Below are 18,669 nucleotides of genomic sequence, written 5' to 3' on the forward strand. Positions count from 1 at the left end.
AGACCACTTCTAAGAATAGATTCTTAGTGTTGCACTTGATTTGACAATTGAGGATTAGTTCTGTTATATTGAATTCATAAGAAATAAACATTTTTGTCATGGCTTTGTCTTCTTGACGGACTACACTGTTGATATGCAGAAAGGGAGTTTGCCCTATGAGTGATTTATTTATCAGCTATCAGTCAGCCGATCCATTAGCGCTGTCCTTTCAGGTGCAACTCCGCGAGTGGGCAGCCAAACACTGGGAATTTCCAACCCTCAGTTTCCATGAACAACGTTTGCCCGAAAAGTTTATGGGTTTACGGGCGGCAAGTACCAAACGCCGTCTCCGCAGAGAAATCAAACGGTCCCACCGCATTCTGATCATTATCAGCCGTGAGACCTGGCAATCGGAATGGGCCGATTGGGAAATTGCAACGGCCCGGCAAGCCGATAAACAAGTTTTAGCCGCCAAGTTGGATAGTGCCAATATTTCGCCAATTGAGTTGTTAGCGGCGGACCCCGCTTGGATTGAACCATTCGATCCCGAGATTCTAACCCAGACGACTTTTTAAAAATACGCTTGCATTTATAGTCATTATTGGTAAAATATATTAAGTAGTGACTTGGAGAGTTGGCAGAGTGGTAATGCAACGGACTCGAAATCCGTCGAACCGGCTAATACCGGCGCGCAGGTTCAAATCCTGTACTCTCCTTTTAATTAATCGATAGGAACTTTTAAAAATGAGAACCTCACCAGATCAACGCTTGGTGAGGTTCTCATTTTTTGAATCCATAGAAAAACACTATCATTTGTATCCATTTTGCGCATCCATTTTACTTTAACGCCTAACCTTATCTCTATACAGCGTCACATTCTCATAAGTGCCTTTGTTAGAAACGAGATGCAGGTGTTTTCCCTTCTTCACGACCTTAAATAATAAATTGCTGCCAAGCCACAGGCCATTTTTAGGCGCATAGCCTTTCAAGAAGTATGTATGATGTGCATATTTATAAAATGGATGGTACACCGTCACTGACGGCATTCCCATATGGCCAACACCAAAAGAATGTTTGTCTGCGCCAAATGCCGTCCAGCCTATATTTTTCTTTTTGTTGTGAACGCCTTTATTGAACCAACTTCCCCTAACAGCTTTCGGGGTTCCCCGTTTCCATCCCGACGCATGAGCCGTTACCGGCATTGCCAATCCTACGCCCAATAAGGGCAACACCAAGGCAAACATAAACCGTTTAATTTTCATTTCACTTCCTCCATTCTGTAACACAGCCAGTATATAACAGAGCTACCAATTCTAAACGGCTTTTACCTCAATTCCAGCCTAAATGATCCCGATTAAGCCACAAATCAATAAATTAATACACTATAATTAAATTGAATTTCCGGAACCCCTAGTTAGCAATGATAACGCCCTGACAAACTGCACCCAGAATAAGCAGCCTGGAGCTTGTCTATAACTGTCCTTAACAAGAAACCAATTTACACCGCTCCCAAATCCCCTTATACTGAACCTAACCAATTCTCATGAAAGAAGGCCTCTCCCGTGCTTAAACTCATCGGGCTGATCATTCTGGTCATTGCCCTCGGAATGGCGCTTTACAGCTACTTCCTCTCCCGCAAAAATCAATAGTCAGTTGACCTTTTTGACCACCCAAGCCATTCTTTCATCAGACTGGCTTTTTTGCTGGCATTTTGCTTGCCAAGTTGATTATTTTCAGGCATAATATAATTATTAACTAATATATTATATTAGTTAATAAACTACCTGGCGTTACTCCCAGGAAGTACTTGACGCCAGGTAACTTGTTCCACTGGCCAGGTTTCACCACATATTGTTTGCTGCCCCCAACCGCATGAAGGAGGTAACATCATGTATAAACGCCTACTCGTTCCACTCGATGGTTCCAGCAACGCTAATGAAGCGCTTAAGACGGCAATTGCCCTCGCACAAGACTGGCATGCCAAATTGGTCTTACTTCACGTGATCGACATTACCCAGTTCTCACCACAGGGACTCGGTGGTGGCTACGCCGCCGTCATTAAGAGTCTTCGAGACACCAGTCAGGAAATCCTCACTGAGGCTCGGGACGCCGCCGAAGAAGCCGGCCTGGCACCCGTCATGGTGGTTCGGGAAGGCGCACCGAAACAAGTCATTGTCGAGATTGCACATGCACCAGATGCCGAAATTGACTTGATCGTGATGGGAAAATCCGGAACCAACGCCTTTTCCCGCATGATTGTTGGATCCACCACCAACCACGTTGTCCAGCATGCTCAACCCGCTGTTATCGTGGTCAATGATCGTCCCGCACCACATGACTAAGTCCTTTTCACCTTAAGTTGTCAGTTAAACCCTGCAGAGAGGTCCTCCCCTCTCTGCTTTTTTGTGTTTCAAAAGGATCGCTATATTTCAGAAAAGTTCTCTTTTTTCGCTGCTATTTTCATGAAAAAAAAACGGTCTACCTCTTTTTTCCCACCGCTGCCCGGGCTATAATGAGTGGATGAACTTTTTAGGAGGTATTTATTTTGAAACAACCTAAACCTCGTTGGTTTCTGATTGGTATGATGCTAATCGCAGCCAACCTCCGTTTACCGATCACCATTATTCCGCCACTGCTACCCAGCATTGAGAAGGCCTTACACTTGCCCAGCTCAATGGCTGGTTTAATCACGTCAATTCCCTTAGTCACTTTTGCTATTTTTTCACCGATTATCGTCAAATTGGCGCAACGATGGGGAAATGAACGCACCGTCTTTGCCCTGTTTCTCTTACTGATCGCCGGGACCTACCTGCGTATTATTCCGACGCTACCGGCCCTCCTGTTTGGGACATTCTTGATCGGCATCGGGATCGACAGTGGCAATGTTCTGGTGCCCGCACTGATCAAGGCGCATATGCCCTATAAGATTCGCCTGGGGACCAGCCTCTATACCTTATCCATGCTGCTAGTCGGAGCCATCGGGACGGCCGTTTCTGGGATCCTGATTTCTCGGACCAGTCTGGCCGCCACGCAAGCTTACTTAGGGATCATTAGCATTATTGCCATCATCGCCTGGTTCCCTAACGTGCGTACCAAACGCGAGACGCCTTTGACCGACGAACAACGCACCCACATCCCTCACTATCAAAGTGTCTGGCACCAATCACTGGGTTGGTTGATTACCTTATTCTTCGGCCTGCAATCCCTGGTCTACTACGCCATTATCACGTGGATGCCCGCTATCTTGGCCGCCCATGGTGTCTCGACCATCACCTCAAGTAATTTACTTACCTTACTTCAGATTAGTGGTCTCCCCCTGTCCTTCATGGTCCCCTTGCTCTTCAACAAGCGTCACGGGGTGGCCATCCTTTTGGGGATCATGTCCTTGGGCTACGTCGTTGCTCCCCTCACGTGGCTGATCAACACCAACTCCGTGCCGTTCTTAACCCTGATCTCGTTAGTAACCGGACTGGGATCTGGGGTTGCCTTTAACCTGGCCATCATGTTCTTCACGGAGAAAACGACCAATCCCTACCAAACGGCCGCTATTTCCGGTATGGCCCAATCTGCCGGCTATCTCCTAGCAGCAGTCGGCCCAATTCTTTTCGGTTATCTGCAACAGTTCAGTCAGTCCTGGGTGCCGGTCATCTGGCTACTAGCCATCCTAGCCGCCGCACTGACCACAACCGGCATCATTGTCCAGCGCCACGGGATGCTTAAAAATTAATGGACCAGGCAAACCCAGTCGTGTTTTCTGACAACAAATAAAAATGACGTTTCCAGCTTTTAACCGCTGAAAACGTCATTTTATTTTATCTTAGTAAGTCATCAAGCTAAAGATGTCGTAGCCCTTAAGCTTATCGCGACCGTGCAGGTCCTTCAATTCGATCAGGAAGGCCGTCCCAACCACGATACCACCCAAGTCTTCAACGAGTTGAATGGTTGCGCCAATGGTCCCACCGGTTGCCAATAAGTCATCGGTAACCAAGACCTTTTGGCCAGGCTTGATGGCATCCTTATGCAGGTACAGGGCAGAAGTCCCGTATTCCAAGTCGTAAGAAGCCTTGACCGTTGGCCGAGGAAGTTTACCTTCTTTACGGGCAGGGGCAAACCCAATACCCATTTGGTAAGCGACCGGGCAACCCACGATGAATCCGCGAGCTTCTGGGCCAACGACCATTTCAACGCCCTTGTCCTTTGCGTAAGCGACGATCTCGTCGGTTGCGGCGTGGAAGGCTTCACCGTCCGCCATCAATGGGGAGATGTCCCGGAACATGATGCCCTTTTCTGGGTAGTCCGGAACGGAAGCAATATATTTTGAAAAATCAGTTGCCATAATTGAAGTAGCTCCTTTATTTTATATCAATGGGGCGAGACGCGCCGTTAAAGCCGCAGTCGGACAGGCCAAGAGTGCCGTCTCCGTCTGCATTTGCTGTTGCCGAAGCTGGTAACTCGGGGCCGTTGTGAGATCCTTATGCGCCGGATGAGTCACCCCCGTCATCAACCCATGGTCGATCGTGACGAAGCCGCATTCGAAGAACACCTGGATCATGAAGATTAACTGCGTCCGTGGAATCTGCAAGAAAGTGGCCAGTTGCGCCAGCTGGTGCCCCACATCTACTTGTTGATGTGTTGCAACGAACTTAAATAGTTTAGCATATTGCGAGCGAGTTGGCATCCCTAATTGCGAAAGACTTTCTTTCTTATAGAGATAAGCGACAACTTTTGCCGGTTGGAGTTGACGCAATGCCGTCTCCAGATCCGACGTTGCATCGGGGCAATCCACGATAAACACGGTTGTATTCGCTGACAATGGGGTTACCGCACTCCCGTCGTAAAGGAGCGGTGTCGCGGTTTCCGGCAGTTGGTTAGCTAACTGCCGGAACACGTTTTGATGAAAGAAAACGTAGGTGCCGGGTTCTTGGAACATGCTTTGGTGAAGCTGCGTCGTTCGTTCATCCCGAATTGGACTTTCGGTCAGCTTTAAATCCTTCACCATCAATTGTAAGGAATGCCGGCCCTGCCAAACATTGTCCTCAATCGCTCCCAGAACCGCCGCATCATTCGGTGCCGCGGTCAGCGCAGGGACATACTTGCCGGCGCCAAACTGAATGGCATTCAATTGATGCGGGCCCTCTTGAAGCTGGAACTTCAAGTGTGAGCTATCCTTACCAATCGCCTTAATCTGGGTTAGCGTGGCTGATTCAAAAGCAAACAGCGGTTGACTATTATCCGTCCCAAATGGCGCCAACTGGGCCAGCTCCTGGTACAGGGTTGGCGTTACCGCCGCCACATCCAAGGCTGCCGCAACCGGCACCTCAGCCGGACCACTCTCCGCGAGATGCTGATGGTCAGCCTCCTGATCAAGGGCATCCGCCAAGGCCGCTAGCTGCTCACTAGGTACGGTCAAGCCCACGGCCATGTGATGACCCCCAAACGCCGTCATCAGGTCTCTATGAGGGTCTAAGGCCGCAAATAGGTTGAATGCGGGCACGCTTCGTCCCGAGCCCTTGGCCCGACCATCCGCGTTCACGTTTAAGACCAAGGCGGGTTTCCCCGTCGTCTCAACGACCTTGCTGGCCACAATCCCCAAGACACCTTCATGCCAGTCATGGCCGCTGATAATCAGGGCATGGCGATCGCGATGATCGGCGTCCTCCGCCTGTGCTAAGGCCGCCTGACTGATCTGCTGGACGAGTTCCTGACGATGACGATTCTTATCCTCCGTCTGTTGGGCTAAGTCCTTCGCCACCGCAAAATCAGGGGTCGTCAGTAACTCAACTGCCGGTGCAGCATCCTCCAAGCGTCCCAGGGCGTTCAACCGTGGTGCGATCCCAAACCCAATCGACTGTTCCGTCAATTCTTCAGGCTTGATTCCCGCACCCGTCATGAGCGCCTGCAGCCCGGGGCGTTCGTCTTGCTTTAACAACTGTAAACCGAAGTAAACTAGAACCCGATTCTCATCAACCAGGGGCACCAGATCCGCAACGGTTCCAATCGCAGCTAAGTCCAGAACATCCTGGGGAATCTCTTCACGTAAGGCCTGAGCGACCTTGAACGCCACGCCGGCGCCGGACAATCCCCCAAAGGGATACTCGGCTCCAGGATACCGGGGATGAATGATGGCGTATGCCGCAGGTAACTCCGCCGGCAACTCATGGTGATCCGTCACAACGACGTCAACGCCTGCCTCATTGGCAGCCGCAATCGCTTCGTTACCCGCGACCCCATTATCCACCGTCACTAGCAGCTGGGTGCCGGCCGCGATTAATTTCTTAAACGCCGCAACATTTGGCCCATAACCATCAGTAAAGCGATTGGGGATGTAATAGTTCACCTTAGCGCCCATTTCATTGAGCGTCTCATACAGGATCGACGTGCTGGTGACGCCATCAGCATCGTAATCCCCGTAAATCGTAATCTGCTGGTCACTACCGATTGCTTCTTCAATCCGATCGACACCCTTTTGCATATCGTGTAAGAGGTTCGGATCATGTAGTTGCTCCGGCCCAGGATTCAAAAAGTCATGCGCGGCAGCCGGTGTATGGTAGCCCCGATTCCATAAAATCTGGGCGACAATCGGCGAAATCTTTTCCTGTTGCGCCAACTGTTGTGCCTCGGCCGATGGCTGATCAACATTCTTTATATTCCATTGGTATTGTGCGGCAATCACCAGCAAATCATCCTTTCTAAACGGGAGAAGAGCGGTGTCAGTGGCACCGCTCCCCTCTACGAGTTCTTTGATTCAAGGCATCATTGACTCTTTACTTAGCAGCCAACTTTGCTTTTAATTCAGCGTTTTCTTTTTCTAAATCTTGTAATTGCTTTTCCTGTTGTCCCGCAATCTGCTTACTCTTGGAATTTTGCAACCGCTTGGTTAAGCGCTCGTTATCCTGTGTAAGTGCGGCAATCCGGTCATTACTGGTCTGTTCCAAGTCCTTATAGGCCCGATTGTGCTGGAAGACCGTAATGGTCGAGAACAGAATCATCAGAACGGCCCCAATCAGAATGGACACCAACAAAATCAAAATCAATGGCCAGTGAACCGTCGTAAAGCCAAATGAAACCGGCACACTTTCCACGTTCAAAATGGCAAAAATTGCCACGATGATCACTAATAGAATGGTAAGGACGATTCGCCATTGATTTTTCATTGTTGAGCACCCTCCTGTGTCGTCTTCTGAAATGGAACGTTAATCTCATCAAAATCTTTGACCACACGCGTGTTCTTAAAGACCTCGCGTGCCTGATGCTGTAATTCCAGGGCCAGCTTGCCCGTGTAACGTGCCGAGATGTGATTGAGTAAAAGCATCTTCACATTCGTGCGTTTGGCTAATTCAGCCGCCTGAATGTTGGTTGAATGGTAATAGGAACGTGCCAACCGACTCTCACCCTTAGCAAAGGTGCTTTCGTGAACCAGCACATCGGCATCCTGGGTTAATCGCGCCGCATTAGGCGTTTGCCGCGTATCACCCAAGAAGGCCACAATTCGCCCAGGTTGACTGGGCCCTAAGAAGTCTTGCCCATTGATCGTTCGGCCATCGGGAAGCGTGACGGTCTTACCCGCCTTCAATTCACCATAGACCGGACCGGATGGGATCTGTGCTTCTCGCAGCTTATCGACTTGCAGTTCACCAGGGTGGTCCTTTTCAACCACTCGGTAGCCAAAGCACTCGATCCGGTGATCCAGATGTTGGGCATAGACCCGAAACTTACCATCCTCAAAGATCATGCCATCCGCCGACAACTCACGGTAATGGATCTTGTAAGATAATTTGGTCTCGGAAACCCGCATACTGACCTCAACAAAGTCCCGGATGCCCTTTGGCCCATAGATCGTCAGTGGCTCATTACCGCCCTGAAACGACCGACTGCTGAGCAGGCCCGGCAACCCAAAAATATGGTCCCCGTGCAAGTGGGTAATAAAAATTTTATCGATTTTCCGCGGCTTTAACGTGGTCCGCAGAATCTGATGCTGGGTGGCTTCACCCACGTCGAACAGCCACACTGAATTACGCTCGTCTAGCAAGCGTAACGCCGTACTGGTCACATTCCGAAACTTTCCGGGTGACCCGGCGCCCGTCCCTAAAAATTGAATTTCCATATTTTTTTCGTTCCTATTCTATAATTAAAGTCCGTCCACTATTTTAGGGGATTTTAGCTGAATTCGCAACTCTCAAAACTGACCGCTTCCTGAGAAACGGGATTATCACTAGGGTTCTCCCCCAAAATTCGGTATAATTAAACTAAGCTTGTGATCGGGGGAATCAAACATGCGGCTCATTGACTTTAACCTCTCGACCATCGATCTGCACCCCGCCCTGCGCCTCTATTGGGAGCATGACGGGCAGCAAACCCCGGTGATCGACCTACAAACTGAAAACCACCAGCTTCGCCTCTTAACGGGTGCAGGGCGTCCCTTAACGCTTGACCAACTGCGCACGCGTAGTCAGCAGGTTGACCCACAGACGGCCCTCTTTGTCGCTCAGGATCCACCCCAACGGCTCTACGGCTATCGTCTAGTGCCCCATCAAATTTTATTTGGTTGAAAGGAGTTTTACCATGCGTTACATCAAAGCATCATTGCTTCTCAGTCTGAGCCTTCTGGCGTTAGGATTGGCCGGTTGCCAGTCAAGCGGTCAGAAGAGTACGGCCAGTTTCAAGGACAGTAGCAGCCAATCTAGCAGCTATAGCGCCAAGGAACCCGATGCGGCGGTGACCGCGTCTTCGTCGTCTTCACAGAAGGAAGAAGCGCAAACCTATCATCCTAAAGCGGCACAGACCAAGAGTGCCCACTACATCAAGTCCGGTAATTTAAAGAAGACTGGTCAATATACCTTTGATAAAGTGGGCACCCAGCTCACGCTAGCCAAGGTCAGTCATCCACAGACCATCGTAAAATCCGGCAACCTGACTTACAAGGTCACAACCGTCCGGATCATTAAGAACACGGCCAAAACGGCTGCTGCCAAGCGAATGGCTGCTCAGGCGTTGAATCTGGCTCAGATCAAGAGTCCTTATTACACGCTGCAGGTCAAGTTTACCATTTACAATCGGGGTAAACAGACCGTCACGACCGATGGTATCCAAGCCATCCGGCTCAGCGGTAACCGACAGCTGAACGCGGCCAATCAGCTGAGTGACGCCAGTGCCGGGAAAGCGATCCCGGCTAAAGGCCAACTGGCAACCTTTGCCACGGGACTCGTCAGTGAAAAGACGAAGCCCACATTTAAGACCGTCACCATCAAATTTGCTGGTGCCTTCGCGGATAAGAAACAGGTCGTCAAGCCAACCAGCTGGTTGAAGCTGTCCCTGTAACCGCCATTCCCGAAAAATCAAAACGTGATCAATCAAGACTCTAATCCTGATTGATCACGTTTTTTCTAATCCTAAAACGGCATTTTTGATTAGTTAGGTTGATTCTTTGCCAATCAATTAGGCCATGTATTCGAAGGTAAAGTCGTCGATCTTAACCAGATCACCGTTCTTAGCACCGTGATCACGCAGGCTACTGTCGACACCCATGCCCCGCATCTGCCGCGTAAAGCGCAACAAACTTTCATCATGGTTGATATCCGTCATCCGGAAGAGCTTCAATAGCTTATCACCGGTCAAGACCCAAGTCCCGTCAGCATCCTGAGTAACTTCAAAGTCTGGTTCTGGCGTAAAGTCATACTCAGCCTTCTCAACCACTTCTTCTTGCTTGACTGGGAACTTCGGCGTTGCGGCCAAGATGTCAGCCGTCCGTTGCAAGAGTGGCGTCAAGCCGTCATGCGTCAACGCTGAAACCGCGTAGACTTCAGGTGCAGTTGCCAATAACTCATCCTGCTTCAAGTCTTCCTTGAACTTGGCCAAGTTGTCAGCAGAATCTGGCATATCCATCTTGTTAGCAACCACGATCTGTGGGCGCTTTAAGATATCTGGATCATACATCTTTAATTCTTCATTGATTTTTTCAAAGTCATCGTAAGGATCGCGACCTTCCAACCCACTCATGTCAATCAGATGCAGGATAACCCGCGTCCGTTCAACGTGGCGTAAGAACTGGAAGCCCAGGCCAACCCCGTTAGCCGCACCCTCAATTAATCCGGGTAAGTCGGCCATCACGAAATCACGACCATCGGGTAGCCGCACCATCCCCAGGTTAGGAACCAACGTGGTGAAGTGGTATTCAGCAATCTTTGGCTTAGCGCTCGTAACCGTTGATAACAGGGTTGATTTTCCAACTGAAGGAAAACCAACCAGACCAACGTCGGCCAAGACCTTTAATTCCAAACGAATTTCAAATTCTTGCCCGGGTTCACCATTTTCGGCAATTTCTGGGGCGGGGTTCTTGGGTGAGGCAAAATGAATGTTGCCTCGACCCCCACGGCCACCCTTCGCCACAATCGCGGAGTCGTCACTGGCCACCAGGTCCGCAATGACGGCACCGGTCTCATCATTATAAATCGTCGTTCCTTGTGGCACACTGATAATTGTGTCAGTTGCCCCACGGCCCGTCATTGACTTGATTGCACCATTGCCACCGCTCTTGGCCTTAAATTTCCGTTGGTACCGGAAATCCATCAGAGTCCGTAACCCTTCGTCTACGGCAAATACGATGTTTCCACCGCGACCACCGTCACCACCGGCTGGTCCACCATTCGGGACGAATTTTTCCCGACGGAAGGCAACCATTCCGTCGCCACCCTTACCGGCCTTCACACTAATTTTAACTTGATCTACAAACATATTTTATATTCCTCGTTTTCTAAGCCAGCCCGCGCTGCTTTCTTCGTAAGTATCCTGCTAGCCAGTATACCGGCAAACGGCCGCCACGTCAAAGCTTCGTTGGCGTTCGGGGACTTTTAATTTCCGCCGTCTCGGCCTGAAGCGTTAGCCGAATCGTTTGTGCAACGGTCTTACTAATCCCAATTTCGCGCAAATCATCCACGCTCGCTTCCCCAATCTTCTTGGTTGACCCAAATTTACGCAACAGTTTATTTCGTGTCTTGGGCCCCACACCCGGAATTCGATCGAGGCGGGAACTCAGTGAATGCTTGCTATGAACCTGACGATGGAAGGTAATGGCAAACCGGTGCACTTCATCTTGAATCCGCTGCACCAGGTAGAAGCCCTGACTCTTGGGATCCAGATGCACGTGATGGTCATCGGGACCAAACAACAGGTCGGCCGTCTTATGGTGATCGTTCTTCACCATCCCCGCTACCGGGATGTGCAGGTCAAATTCATCCGCCAGAACTTCCTTGACGGCATTCATCTGGATGTCGCCCCCATCCATTAAGATCAGGTCGGGCATCTGCGCGTGCTCCTTAAGCAATCGGCCATAGCGCCGACGAATAACTTCCAACGTGCTAGCCGTTTCATCAGCATGATCCACGGTTCGTAACTTGTATTTCCGGTAAAGCTTTTTATTCGGTTGACCATCAACGAAGACCACCATTGCCGAGACCAGGTCAGCCCCCTGAATGTGAGAATGGTCAAACGCTTCGATTTTATGCCCCGGGGCAATTCCCAAAGCATCCGTGATTTCCTTCATGGCACCCGTGGTCTTGCCCTCATCGAGCTCTAACAGCCGAAACTTCTCTTCTAAGACCAGTCGAGAGTTCTTACCCGCCATGTCAAGCAGATCACGTTTGGTGCCCCGCTGCGGCGTTCTAACGGGCACGTGAAGGATGGATTCAATCGTCTCACCATCGATACTAGCCGGTACTAAGATTTCCCGCGGTAAGACCGTATTCTTTCGTTGGTAGAATTGCACAATGAAGCTCGCCAATTCTTCCTCAGCCGTACTGACAATCGGGAATAACCGTTTTTCACGCTTCATCAAACGGGCTTGCCGAATGAAGAAGACCTGAATGGACAGCCAGCCCTTATCCAGATAAAAGTTAAAGATATCCCGCGGCGTACTGTCATTGGAAATAATCTTCTGCTTCTCAACGGTCGCTTCAATGTAACGAATCTGGTCACGCAGATCCGCTGCCCGCTCGTAAGCCATGTCAGCGGCCGCAGCCGTCATCCGGTCGGTCAACTCCTTCTCAGCGTGACCGACATTGCCATTTAAGAAGGACTTAATCTTCTTAATCTGTTCATCGTATTCCGCTTGGGGTACCTCTTTGAAACAGGCACCTAAGCACTGGCCCATGTGATAGTAGAGACACGGGCGACCCTGGTAGCCCGTACACCGGCGTAAGGGATAGACTTTCTGCAAGAAGTGAATCGTTTCCTCCGCCGCATACACGTTGGGATAGGGGCCAAAGTAATAGGCCCCGTCCTTCTTGATATCGCTGACCAGGATCAACTGTGGATCGCGTTCATTGGTAATCTTAATGTAAGGATAACCCGTCCCCCGCTTCAACTTGATGTTAAAGTAGGGCTGATGCTTTTGGATCAACGTGATTTCAAGGAGAAAGGCTTCCTTGTCCGTTGACGTAATAATCGTCTCAAAGTCAACGATTTCGCTGACCAGTTGCGCCGTCTTACCGGTATGGCTACTCTTAAAGTAGGACCGTACCCGGTTCTTTAGGTTTTTAGCCTTCCCCACATAGATAATCTGGCTGTTGATGTTTTTCATCAAATAACAGCCGGGAAGGCCCGGCAATAGTGCCAGTTTGTGTTCCAAATATTCCGATGCCAAGGGCCTAACCTCCCGTTCATTTCTCGAATTAGCTAATAAAGTATAAGCCGAATACCTGTTTGGTGCAAGCAATTTACCCCGTCGCGGCGCTGGTTCTCGGATTCCGCCAAGTCGTCCTGAAAACAACGGATTTTATTTGGTTTTTGCCAAGCTTCAGCCTGATAAATGACAAATTCACGCAATTCTGCTATGATTACTGCTAAAGACAAGGAGGTGGCTTGAATGGCTCTTAAAGTAAAACGCCAGGATGACCTTGACTCCATGTTCGGTAAATTTGCTGAGATGGACCCCACGGACGTTAAGCGTGACAAGTTTTTGAAGCGCGATGACGCCCACAAGGATAACAAGCGTGCAAAAGGCTTGATCAAATCTGATAAATCTAAACACGAACAGGATCACAGTCAAGACTAACGGTATAAGTTAAAGGACTCACGGCAACCGCCGTGGGTCCTTTTTTTGTGTCAGGCATAATGCACGGGGTGACCCGTCATTCTAGCGTTCGGGTTGAAAACCGTGGGGATAGCGTTCATTCAGACGTTTAATGTTATCTTGAGCCACCTCATCAAAGTCAATATCGGCCCACTGGGCAATCTGACTGAGGTACCATAGCACGTCACCCATCTCCTTAACGATGGCTTCATGATCCATGTCCTGACCGTGGAAGGTGTAGTTCTTAACCAGATCAACGACCTGACCAGACTCACCCGCCAAACCCAAGGCACAGTTCGTTAAGACCTGCTCGTTGCCATATAACGTCCGGTTTGCGGCTTTTTGATAATCATTAAATTCCATGTTAATTCCCCCCAAAGGCTTGTTGTTCGATCCAGTTCCAGACGGCATCCTTACCGATCTTTTTGGGTGCTGAGAACATAATAATATTATCGGTGTTCGGTAAATCCATGGCCTTCTTAATTTGACTAACGGCTTGATTCCACTTGCCACGGGCGATTTTATCACTCTTAGTGGCAACGATCAGCGTTGGTAAATTAAAGTAAGCCAGGTACTTATACATTTGAATATCATCTTCGGTTGGTGCATGACGTGCGTCAACCAGTGAGACAACACCCTTTAATTGATCGCGTTGGGTCAGGTAGGTTTCAATCATCTGCCCCCACTTTTCGCGTTCTGACTTGGAAACCTTGGCGTAACCGTAGCCAGGCACATCGACGAAGTATAACTGATCTTCCACATTGTAGAAATTCAGCGTCTGCGTCTTGCCGGGTTGACTAGAGGTCCGAGCGTACGACCGCCGATTAATTAAAACGTTCGTCAGTGACGACTTTCCCACGTTAGACCGACCGACTAACGCAATTTCTGGATACCCCGTTGTTGGGTACTGTGCGGGGTCAACCGCACTCATGACTAATTCCACGTGATTGACTTCCATTGGTTAATGCCATCCTCTCCAAATATCTTTCATCATTTTAACACAGAACGTCACGCGACTGGAGACTTTCTCCACACGGTCATTCCCAATAAAGCGGTTAACGCCCGTGACAGCGCCCATTTGCGCGCAACAAAAAAACGACCAACCCGAAGGCCGGTCGCAACACCACATACTGTGGTAATTATGAAGCTTTTTGATCCTTTAAGATAACTTCAGGTTCTGCATGATCCGTCACGGTGTCCGCCGTAATCACGACCTTAGCCACGTCATCACGACTTGGCAAGTCAAACATGATGTCACGCATCACATCTTCAATGATCGACCGCAAACCCCGGGCCCCTGTATTCCGCGCAATGGCTAACTTGGCCATTTCACGTAAGGCAGCTGGCTGGAATTCCAGTTGAACATCGTCGAGTGACAATAACTTTTCATATTGCTTAACCAAGGCATTCTTTGGTTCAGTTAAGATCCGGACCAAATCATTTTCATCCAGTTTTTCAAGGGCGGTTAAAATCGGTAACCGTCCAATAAATTCTGGAATTAATCCGAATTGGAGCAAGTCTTCAGGAATCACGTGTTGCATCAAGCTATCACCGGATGCCAGCACATTTTGTTCCTTGCTGTCAGCCCCAAAACCGATGGTCTGATCACCGAGACGACGCTTAACGATGCCGTCAATGCCATCAAACGCCCCACCAACGATGAATAAGATGTTCGTGGTATCGATTTGAATGAACTCTTGTTGCGGATGCTTACGACCACCCTGAGGCGGCACATTGGCAATCGTGCCTTCCAAGATCTTAAGTAAGGCTTGTTGAACCCCTTCACCGGAAACGTCCCGCGTAATCGACACGTTTTCGGATTTCTTAGCAATCTTATCAATTTCATCGATGTAGATAATGCCTTTTTCAGCACGATCAACATCGTAGTCGGCATTTTGCAGGAGCTTTAAGAGGATGTTTTCAACATCTTCACCCACATAACCGGCTTCAGTCAAAGTCGTCGCGTCAGCAATTGCAAAAGGTACGTTCAGGATCTTTGCCAGGCTTTGTGCCAAGTAAGTCTTCCCAGAACCAGTCGGTCCGATCACCGCGATGTTACTCTTCTGCAATTCAGGACCCTCGTCGTCAGCCTGAGCCATTTCATTAACCCGCTTGTAGTGGTTGTAAACGGCAACGGATAACGTCCGCTTAGCCTCATTTTGGCCAATAACGTATTGGTCGAGCGTGTTGACGATTTCAGCAGGCGTTGGGACTTCTAAGGTTTCTTGAGCGCTGTCTTGGCTGAATTCTTCATCAATAATTTCTTTACAGAGGTCAATACATTCATTACAGATGTAAACACCTGGGCCGGCAACAATCTTCTTAACTTGATCTTGTGATTTTCCACAAAAAGAACAAGTTACTGGGCCATTTGTTTCGGTGTTTTCAAACAATAAACTTCACCCTTTCTCTCCAGGCTTAAGCCTAACTCATTACAAAAAGCTTTTTCGGTCAGTAAACCTGTCGAACTAACCAGGTTTTCCCTATCAATCGTGTACTATACCACAGATAAGCGCGCGAGAAAATCAATTTGTCTCGCACGAGCAGAAAACCCAATTCTAAAAGAAAAACCGGGACAACAGCGACTGTCGTCCCGGTCAAGCACTCAAACAATGAACTAGTCGTTGTCTTCTGAGTCCTTCTTCTTGTCTTGCTTTGCAGAATCAGCAATCAAGTCAACAGCGCTCTTGATAGCAATGTCATGCTTCAACATGTCATCGGAAAGGGCACTACGAACAGCACTTTCTTCCATGCCGTATTGACCAGCTAAGTCCTTAACTTCAGCATTGATTTCGTCTTCTGAAGGTTCGATCTTTTCAGCAGCAACAACGGCTTCAAGAACCAGGTTAGTCTTAACCCGCTTTTCGGCACCATCAGTAAATTGCTTCCGTAAGTCGTCTTCAGTCGTTCCAGTCAATTGGAAGTACATCTTTGGTTCGATACCTTGTTGTTGCATGTTAGCCAGGTATTGGTCCATTTGACGGTTGATGTCATCCTTCAGCATAGCTTCTGGGATGTCAGCGATTTCGGCGTTATCAACGGCTTCGCTAATAGCTTCGTCTTCGATAGCATCGTGGGCAGCATGCGTCTTTTGTTCCTTCAAGCTGTCCTTCGTCTTGGCCTTTAATTCTTCTAAGCTGTCAACATCTTCGTCAACATCCTTAGCGAATTCGTCATCCAATTCTGGTAATTGCTTTTCCTTAACTTCGTGGATGGTAACCTTGAAAGTGGCTTCCTTGTCACGTAAGTCTTCGGCTTGGTAGTCCTTAGGGAAAGTGACCTTAACGTCAACATCTTCGCCAGCCTTGTGACCAACTAATTGGTCTTCGAAGCCAGGGATGAAGGAGTTAGAGCCTAATTCCAGGGAGTAGTTGTCAGCCTTACCACCATCGAATTGCTTGCCATCAACGTAACCGTCGAAGTCAATCACAACAGTGTCGCCCTTAGCAGCGGCTTCGTCTTCCTTAAGCACTAATTCAGCTTGTTGTTGACGTTGCTTTTCTAATTCAGCGTCGATGTCCTTTTGGTAAACCCGCGTGTTTTGCTTCGTTACACTAAGACCCTTGTAGTCGCCCAACTTAACGTCTGGCTTAACCGTAACAACGGCCTTCAGAACCCAAGCCTTACCCTTGTCCATGGATTCAACATCCACTTGGGGTTGGTCTACTGGTTCGATACCAGCATCCTTGATAGCTTCTTCGTAAGCATCTGGTAAAACAATGTTTAAAGCATCTTGGTACAATGCTTCTTCACCGTACATTTGGTCGAAGATTTGACGTGGTACACGGCCCTTACGGAAACCAGGTACAGCCAAGTTCTTCTTGGTACGCTTGAAGGCCTTGTCCAGACCATCTTTGATCATATCAGGAGCAATTTCAAAGGTTAATTCGCCTTGATTAGAGCCCTTTTTTTCCCATTTTGCAGCCATTATTTTCCCTCCGAAATGAAAGATATTACTATTTACAATTCTATCAATTGCATACTGTATAAGTGTACCTTATGCCATCCAAATTGTAAAATGATTTTTGTCCAAATACCGTGAATGACGCGGCTTTCCTAGAAGTTTCCAGTCAAAACGTTAAGAAAATAAAGCGCTATCGCAAAAATAGCCGTCCTCCTAACGATTCGTAGAAACCTAATTTGCCCATAAAAATGGTCATTACCGTAATCCGGCTTCTTTTCGCGTCACGCCACTGATCTCAAACTCATGTGCCCGAATCAGCGAAATCACGTTGCCCATTTACCGATCAGTCACTTAAGAACGCTCATGATTAAGGTACGAAAAAAGGACCGAAAAGTTAACCTTTTCAGTCCTTCATTCTAGGTACGCTAATTAAATGAATTTAATTAGTCGTCGATTTCCGTAACGGTACCGGCACCAACAGTGTGGCCACCTTCACGAACAGTAAACTTAGTACCCTTTTCAATGGCAGCTGGTTGGATCAGTTCAACAGTGAACGTCACGTTGTCACCAGGCATAACCATTTCAACGCCATCTGGCAATTCGATAACACCAGTGATATCAGTGGTGTGGAAGTAGAATTGTGGACGGTAGTTTGAGAAGAATGGCGTATGACGGCCACCTTCTTCTTTGCTCAAGATGTAGACTTCACCCTTGAACTGCTTGTGGGTTTGGATCGAACCTGGCTTTGCAAGAACTTGGCCACGAACAACTTGTTCACGGTTAATCCCACGAAGTAAGGCACCAACGTTATCCCCGGCTTCACCAAGGTCCAACGTCTTACGGAACATTTCAAGACCAGTAACGGTCGTCTTCAATACGTCGTCATGTAAACCAACGATTTCAACTTCGTCACCAACCTTAACCATCCCACGGTCGATACGACCGGAAGCAACAGTCCCACGACCAGTGATCGTGAAGACGTCTTCAACAGGCATCAAGAAAGGCTTGTCGTTTTCACGTTCTGGAGTTGGGATGTAGTCATCAACGATATCCATCAAGTGAAGGATAACCTTAGTTTGTTCTTCGTCGCCTTCAAGAGCCTTCAAAGCGGAACCACGAACAACAGGAATATCATCACCAGGGTAATCGTATTCGGACAACAGTTCACGAACTTCCATTTCAACTAAGTCGACCAATTCGTCGTCATCAACTAAGTCGGTCTTGTTTAAGAAGACAACGATGTAGTTAACACCAACTTGGCGAGCAAGCAAAATGTGTTCACGCGTTTGTGGCATAGGGCCATCAGTAGCGGCAACAACCAAGATAGCACCGTCCATTTGGGCAGCACCAGTGATCATGTTCTTGATGTAGTCAGCATGTCCTGGGGCATCGATATGCGCATAGTGACGCTTTTCAGTTTCGTATTCAACGTGGGCAGTGTTGATCGTGATACCACGTTCACGTTCTTCTGGAGCAGCATCGATATCAGCGTAATCTTCGGCCTTTGCTAAACCTTTGTCAGCAAGTACCTTAGTGATTGCAGCAGTTAACGTCGTTTTCCCATGGTCAATATGGCCAATAGTACCAATATTTACATGGGGTTTAGTTCTTTCATAATGTTCTTTTTCAGCCATTAATGAAACCCTCCTGTATTTTATCGCAAGGATAATCGCATTTCTGACGAAAATTAATCACCCTTTGCGTAAAATTATACTACTTC

18 protein-coding genes and 1 tRNA gene are annotated in these 18,669 nt (G+C 48.5%); 7 read left to right on the top strand and 12 right to left on the bottom strand.

Annotated features, from left to right (window positions below; all coding sequences use genetic code 11):
• Window positions 1–155 precede the first annotated feature (155 nt).
• Window positions 156–554, top strand: coding sequence for a TIR domain-containing protein (locus tag FD28_RS06135; protein ID WP_057733659.1), 399 nt, complete (start codon window positions 156–158; stop codon window positions 552–554).
• Between the two features lie 53 nt (window positions 555–607).
• A tRNA-Ser gene (locus FD28_RS06140) sits at window positions 608–695 on the top strand.
• Between the two features lie 126 nt (window positions 696–821).
• On the opposite strand, the gene FD28_RS06145 is transcribed toward FD28_RS06140, so the two are convergent.
• Window positions 822–1,241 carry a hypothetical protein gene (locus FD28_RS06145; RefSeq protein ID WP_057733662.1) on the bottom strand — a complete coding sequence of 140 codons (420 nt, stop codon included), beginning with the start codon at window positions 1,239–1,241 and terminating at the stop codon, window positions 822–824.
• A gap of 627 nt (window positions 1,242–1,868) precedes the next feature.
• On the opposite strand from FD28_RS06145, the gene FD28_RS06150 reads away from it, so the two are divergent.
• On the top strand, window positions 1,869–2,321 hold the full coding sequence (locus FD28_RS06150; protein ID WP_057733664.1) for a universal stress protein: 453 nt from the start codon (window positions 1,869–1,871) through the stop codon (window positions 2,319–2,321).
• Between the two features lie 203 nt (window positions 2,322–2,524).
• Window positions 2,525–3,706 (top strand): MFS transporter, encoded by a 1,182-nt coding sequence (locus tag FD28_RS06155; RefSeq protein WP_057733665.1) that lies wholly within the window; start codon window positions 2,525–2,527, stop codon window positions 3,704–3,706.
• Between the two features lie 90 nt (window positions 3,707–3,796).
• On the opposite strand, the gene FD28_RS06160 is transcribed toward FD28_RS06155, so the two are convergent.
• The 4 genes from FD28_RS06160 to rnz form a co-directional block, all read right to left on the bottom strand.
• Window positions 3,797–4,315, bottom strand: a complete 519-nt coding sequence (locus tag FD28_RS06160) for an adenine phosphoribosyltransferase (RefSeq protein WP_057733666.1) — start codon at window positions 4,313–4,315, stop codon at window positions 3,797–3,799.
• Between the two features lie 21 nt (window positions 4,316–4,336).
• Entirely contained in the window at window positions 4,337–6,652 is a 2,316-nt protein-coding gene (gene recJ / locus FD28_RS06165) for a single-stranded-DNA-specific exonuclease RecJ (protein ID WP_057733826.1), read from the bottom strand.
• 91 nt (window positions 6,653–6,743) lie between these two features.
• The gene (locus FD28_RS06170; protein WP_057733668.1) at window positions 6,744–7,133 is read right to left on the bottom strand and encodes a LapA family protein; all 390 of its coding nucleotides are present in this window, start codon (window positions 7,131–7,133) and stop codon (window positions 6,744–6,746) included.
• The gene (gene rnz, locus FD28_RS06175; RefSeq protein WP_057733670.1) at window positions 7,130–8,083 is read right to left on the bottom strand and encodes a ribonuclease Z; all 954 of its coding nucleotides are present in this window, start codon (window positions 8,081–8,083) and stop codon (window positions 7,130–7,132) included. The genes FD28_RS06170 and rnz overlap by 4 nt, the downstream gene beginning before the upstream one ends.
• A 169-nt stretch (window positions 8,084–8,252) precedes the next feature.
• On the opposite strand from rnz, the gene FD28_RS06180 reads away from it, so the two are divergent.
• Both FD28_RS06180 and FD28_RS06185 read left to right on the top strand, forming a co-directional pair.
• Entirely contained in the window at window positions 8,253–8,528 is a 276-nt protein-coding gene (locus tag FD28_RS06180) for a hypothetical protein (RefSeq protein WP_057733672.1), read from the top strand.
• A 13-nt stretch (window positions 8,529–8,541) separates the two neighbouring features.
• Window positions 8,542–9,297, top strand: coding sequence for a hypothetical protein (locus tag FD28_RS06185; protein WP_057733674.1), 756 nt, complete (start codon window positions 8,542–8,544; stop codon window positions 9,295–9,297).
• 117 nt (window positions 9,298–9,414) lie between these two features.
• On the opposite strand, the gene obgE is transcribed toward FD28_RS06185, so the two are convergent.
• The gene (gene obgE, locus FD28_RS06190; RefSeq protein WP_057733676.1) at window positions 9,415–10,710 is read right to left on the bottom strand and encodes a GTPase ObgE; all 1,296 of its coding nucleotides are present in this window, start codon (window positions 10,708–10,710) and stop codon (window positions 9,415–9,417) included.
• Window positions 10,711–10,798: 88 nt separating this feature from the next.
• Window positions 10,799–12,616 carry an excinuclease ABC subunit UvrC gene (gene uvrC, locus FD28_RS06195; protein WP_057733677.1) on the bottom strand — a complete coding sequence of 606 codons (1,818 nt, stop codon included), beginning with the start codon at window positions 12,614–12,616 and terminating at the stop codon, window positions 10,799–10,801.
• A gap of 222 nt (window positions 12,617–12,838) precedes the next feature.
• Here uvrC and FD28_RS06200 point away from each other — a divergent pair, with 222 nt between their 5' ends.
• Window positions 12,839–13,027, top strand: coding sequence for an SPJ_0845 family protein (locus tag FD28_RS06200; RefSeq protein WP_057733679.1), 189 nt, complete (start codon window positions 12,839–12,841; stop codon window positions 13,025–13,027).
• An 81-nt stretch (window positions 13,028–13,108) separates the two neighbouring features.
• On the opposite strand, the gene FD28_RS06205 is transcribed toward FD28_RS06200, so the two are convergent.
• From FD28_RS06205 to tuf, 5 genes are all read right to left on the bottom strand, one after another.
• Window positions 13,109–13,408 (bottom strand): nucleoside triphosphate pyrophosphohydrolase family protein, encoded by a 300-nt coding sequence (locus FD28_RS06205; protein ID WP_020090261.1) that lies wholly within the window; start codon window positions 13,406–13,408, stop codon window positions 13,109–13,111.
• A 1-nt stretch (window position 13,409) separates the two neighbouring features.
• Window positions 13,410–14,003, bottom strand: coding sequence for a ribosome biogenesis GTP-binding protein YihA/YsxC (gene yihA, locus FD28_RS06210; protein ID WP_057733681.1), 594 nt, complete (start codon window positions 14,001–14,003; stop codon window positions 13,410–13,412).
• Window positions 14,004–14,184: 181 nt separating this feature from the next.
• Window positions 14,185–15,438, bottom strand: a complete 1,254-nt coding sequence (gene clpX, locus FD28_RS06215; protein ID WP_057733683.1) for an ATP-dependent Clp protease ATP-binding subunit ClpX — start codon at window positions 15,436–15,438, stop codon at window positions 14,185–14,187.
• Window positions 15,439–15,662: 224 nt separating this feature from the next.
• Window positions 15,663–16,973, bottom strand: coding sequence for a trigger factor (gene tig / locus FD28_RS06220; RefSeq protein ID WP_057733685.1), 1,311 nt, complete (start codon window positions 16,971–16,973; stop codon window positions 15,663–15,665).
• A gap of 419 nt (window positions 16,974–17,392) precedes the next feature.
• Window positions 17,393–18,583, bottom strand: a complete 1,191-nt coding sequence (gene tuf, locus FD28_RS06225) for an elongation factor Tu (protein WP_057733687.1) — start codon at window positions 18,581–18,583, stop codon at window positions 17,393–17,395.
• Window positions 18,584–18,669: the final 86 nt, after the last annotated feature.

The sequence above is a fragment of the Levilactobacillus hammesii DSM 16381 genome, assembly GCF_001434395.1.
GTDB lineage: Bacteria > Bacillota > Bacilli > Lactobacillales > Lactobacillaceae > Levilactobacillus > Levilactobacillus hammesii.

What these genes read in the sequence shown, in the direction of transcription:
- FD28_RS06135 (WP_057733659.1), top strand. Translation starts at nt 156, where the DNA reads ATGAGTGATTTATTTATCAGCTATCAGTCAGCCGATCCATTAGCGCTG.
- FD28_RS06145 (WP_057733662.1), bottom strand. Translation starts at nt 1,241, where the DNA reads ATGAAAATTAAACGGTTTATGTTTGCCTTGGTGTTGCCCTTATTGGGC.
- FD28_RS06150 (WP_057733664.1), top strand. Translation starts at nt 1,869, where the DNA reads ATGTATAAACGCCTACTCGTTCCACTCGATGGTTCCAGCAACGCTAAT.
- FD28_RS06160 (WP_057733666.1), bottom strand. Translation starts at nt 4,315, where the DNA reads ATGGCAACTGATTTTTCAAAATATATTGCTTCCGTTCCGGACTACCCA.
- FD28_RS06170 (WP_057733668.1), bottom strand. Translation starts at nt 7,133, where the DNA reads ATGAAAAATCAATGGCGAATCGTCCTTACCATTCTATTAGTGATCATC.
- rnz (WP_057733670.1), bottom strand. Translation starts at nt 8,083, where the DNA reads ATGGAAATTCAATTTTTAGGGACGGGCGCCGGGTCACCCGGAAAGTTT.
- FD28_RS06180 (WP_057733672.1), top strand. Translation starts at nt 8,253, where the DNA reads ATGCGGCTCATTGACTTTAACCTCTCGACCATCGATCTGCACCCCGCC.
- FD28_RS06185 (WP_057733674.1), top strand. Translation starts at nt 8,542, where the DNA reads ATGCGTTACATCAAAGCATCATTGCTTCTCAGTCTGAGCCTTCTGGCG.
- obgE (WP_057733676.1), bottom strand. Translation starts at nt 10,710, where the DNA reads ATGTTTGTAGATCAAGTTAAAATTAGTGTGAAGGCCGGTAAGGGTGGC.
- FD28_RS06200 (WP_057733679.1), top strand. Translation starts at nt 12,839, where the DNA reads ATGGCTCTTAAAGTAAAACGCCAGGATGACCTTGACTCCATGTTCGGT.
- FD28_RS06205 (WP_020090261.1), bottom strand. Translation starts at nt 13,408, where the DNA reads ATGGAATTTAATGATTATCAAAAAGCCGCAAACCGGACGTTATATGGC.
- yihA (WP_057733681.1), bottom strand. Translation starts at nt 14,003, where the DNA reads ATGGAAGTCAATCACGTGGAATTAGTCATGAGTGCGGTTGACCCCGCA.
- tig (WP_057733685.1), bottom strand. Translation starts at nt 16,973, where the DNA reads ATGGCTGCAAAATGGGAAAAAAAGGGCTCTAATCAAGGCGAATTAACC.
- tuf (WP_057733687.1), bottom strand. Translation starts at nt 18,583, where the DNA reads ATGGCTGAAAAAGAACATTATGAAAGAACTAAACCCCATGTAAATATT.